This window comes from Vibrio ordalii ATCC 33509, from assembly GCA_000257205.1.
Classification (GTDB): Bacteria; Pseudomonadota; Gammaproteobacteria; order Enterobacterales; family Vibrionaceae; genus Vibrio; species Vibrio ordalii.
On record AEZC01000056.1, the window covers coordinates 1 to 3,020 of the forward strand.

Consider the following 3,020-nt stretch of genomic DNA (forward strand, 5'->3'; position numbering starts at 1 on the left):
CTGGCTGTGGCCAATTTGACCCTATTTTTTCGTAAACTTATAACCCATTGATTTTTAAATGTGAAAAATAAGGCGGGAAATAAAGGGTATTTTCAGAAATTTGAGCTAATTCCTTTTATTCATAATAAGTTACCGTTAGTATCGCATAGTTTACTGCCGCACAGGCAGCTTAGAAATCCTTGCCGTTGGGTTGGTATGAACTCGTTTCCGTTTACTGCCGCACAGGCAGCTTAGAAATATAGTTAGCTCAAAAATGCCAGTTAACAAACGGCTCAAGAGGGATTGCCAACGCTTGGCGGTTTTGGTGCAAAATTGAAGTTCAGCGTTTACAGTGTGTTTTTTGAGTTCGGCGGTGCGTTGTCAACCCCTTAGCCGGGCGTTATGCAACTCAGATAAATTTAGGGGTTCAATCTTTTGGATTTCTCCGGCCATTCGTTTTGTGTTGTCGGCAAATGAGCATTTTTACCCTCAAATTCGTGGTTAACTCAAGCCGTAAAACAGGTAAATTTCTTTGTTTGCCTCAATCAGTTTTGGCGTTGGCGTGTTGTGAATTTAGCGGGTGCAAAGTGTGGAAAGGGCAAGTTAATCGATTATTTCGCATTTGCTGAATTTTTCGCCCGTTGAACTTGTCTGTTCCAAAAGCTTGGTTTGTTGCTGAAAGGTGGACTTTGTTTTGGCGGCTTATTTATCACGGCTCTGGCTTCGGTTGGTTCTTGAATTACTCAACCATTGCAATTGTGGCTTTTGGTCGTGTAAATTCAGTTTATCTCATTGAATTTGCATAACAAACGGCTCAAGAGGGATTGCCAACGCGTGGCGACTTTAGTGCAAAATTGCAGTTCAGTGTTTAAGTGTGTTTTTTAAGTTCGGCGGTGCGTTGTCAACCCCTTAGCCGGGCGTTATGCCTTAGGAGTAAAAATTGAGTAGGTCGATTAAAGTAAAAAGAAGTACAAATATTGGTCAACAAGTAAAAGCTACTTGCTCATCATGTAACGGCGATAGAAACCATGAAGTTTTATCTGGTAGTTGCGTTGATGGAAAAGATTACTACACGCCAGAGGACTATTTCGGTTGGAAAGAGCAATATGAAGTAATTCGATGTCTAGGGTGTGACAATATTGCTTTCAGAAAAACTTATGAAGATGAAGATAGTTATGAGTTCGATGAACGATTAAACGAGAGAGTTTATGTTCAAAGAGTTAGTATTTATCCCAAGCCTGAGGGACGCTTACATGGTGTAAGGGATAAGCACTTGTTACCTCCTCAGTTAATTCATATATATGATGAGACATTGGAATCATTAAATAGTGGTCACACAGTTATATCTGGTATTGGGATTCGAGCTATTATCGAAACTGTATGCAAAGACCAGAATACAACAGGTCGGGATCTATTCACCAAAATTAACGAGCTAAAAGATAACAATATTTTGAGCCAAAGCGGTGTGGAAATATTACAAAAGTTACGTGTTTTAGGAAATAACGCTGCGCATGATGTTCAAAAACAAGATATTGAGCAGCTCAAGCTAGCTTTTGATGTTATCGATAATATTGTTCACATTGTTTATGTACTACCTCAAAAAACAGCGCAAGTTTTCGGTACGGCATAACAAAGCATTTAAGAGTGATTCCCAACGCTTGGCATTTTTAGTGCTAATCATTGGGTTTTGTGTTTACGGTGGTATGGTTAGGTTTTGTGGTAGCGTTGCTCACACCTTAATGCGGCGTTAGCCGACTTCTACCACCTTGTCTGCTCACAAGTGTATACTTGGCCTAGTTTTACTTAAATTGAAGAATATCGCTATGACAGCATTTTCAGATAACACTTGGCATATGAAGCCAAATATAGCTTTGGCTAAGCAGCTTGCTAAAAGAGATGTGCCTGCTCTGGTTTATGATGCGGTGAACCTTGAAGGTGTTGCAATGACTTTGCCAGAGGTACAAACCATCCTTGATGGGATCACTGTCGGTGGTCATCGAATCAGTGATCAAAACATGGCCATGAACCAAGCTAAAGCGTGGGAATTTATCTTTGCTTTAGTCGATCGTGGAGAGTTTAAATTTACTAAAGAAATAGCCTTAAAAATTCACAACATCGCCGGGCAAGAAGAGGCATTGGAGTGGGGAAAATTCCGTTCGGGTTATGTTTCTATAACGGGCTCTGAGTATGAACCTCCAGCTCCGGATGAGTTGGATGCAAAGTGGATTGAGGTTGAGCAACAAGTAGGCAATGAGGCTGATATTTACGATCAGGCGATCACTGTATTTTTACAAATGGCCCGAGCCCAATTTTTTTGGGACGTCAATAAGCGTACTGGCCGTTTTATGATGAATGGGATCCTTTTGGCTAATGGTTTTCCGATCATCAATGTTCAAGCAAAGCGTCAACAAGAGTTTAATACGCTGATGCTCGATTTTTACAGCTCCAATGATATGACAGCGATGAATAAGTTTTTGCGAAGCTGTTTGGATGAGAAAATCATCCGTAATTTCAAACTGGATCTGAAAATCGGCTAACAAACGCCTCAAGAGGGACTGTCAACGCGTGGCGTTTCCAGTCCCATTGAGCCGCGGTGGTTTCGGTTGTTGTGATTGAGTTTAGTGTTATGCGTTGCCAGCCCCTTAGGCGGGCGTTAGCCGTCATCGCAAAAAGCACAGTGACGGCAAATTGTTAGTTACTTACAAACATGTGATTGGCTTTGGTTACACCTCTGTCATAAGTGCAAAAAGTGTCCACAGCATCTTCGGTTTTACTGTGAATTTTAATGTTAGTGATAACTTCTAGAGCACCAGCATCATAACAAGCTTGTTGTGCATTTTTCACGACTTCGAGTAACTGGTTTAGTTCACCTTTCATAGTTGTTTCCATTGCGCTGATCTGAAAAGGTACGCCTGAAGCTTTTACAACATCTATAGCTTTATCAACGACTTCAAAGTTATTTCCCTCTTTAAGTCTAGGGATAACTTGGAAAGCGAGCATGACCTCATTAAGTAGTGAAGTAGTGGTTTTTGGGCTGACAT

At 41.0% G+C, this 3,020-nt stretch carries 3 protein-coding genes; 2 read left to right on the plus strand and 1 reads right to left on the minus strand.

Translation table 11 applies throughout. The features are described from left to right. Positions 1–919: 919 nt before the first annotated feature. Entirely contained in the window at positions 920–1,609 is a 690-nt protein-coding gene (locus VOR_RS0103755; RefSeq protein WP_010318398.1) for a DUF4145 domain-containing protein, read from the plus strand. A 193-nt stretch (positions 1,610–1,802) separates the two neighbouring features. Then, complete coding sequence (locus VOR_RS0103760; protein ID WP_010318399.1) at positions 1,803–2,516, plus strand: Fic family protein; 714 nt, start codon at positions 1,803–1,805, stop codon at positions 2,514–2,516. Positions 2,517–2,670: 154 nt separating this feature from the next. Here the strand turns inward: VOR_RS0103760 and VOR_RS0103765 are convergent, their stop codons facing one another. After that, the gene (locus VOR_RS0103765) at positions 2,671–2,979 is read right to left on the minus strand and encodes a thiamine-binding protein (protein ID WP_029626873.1); all 309 of its coding nucleotides are present in this window, start codon (positions 2,977–2,979) and stop codon (positions 2,671–2,673) included. Positions 2,980–3,020 lie beyond the last annotated feature (41 nt).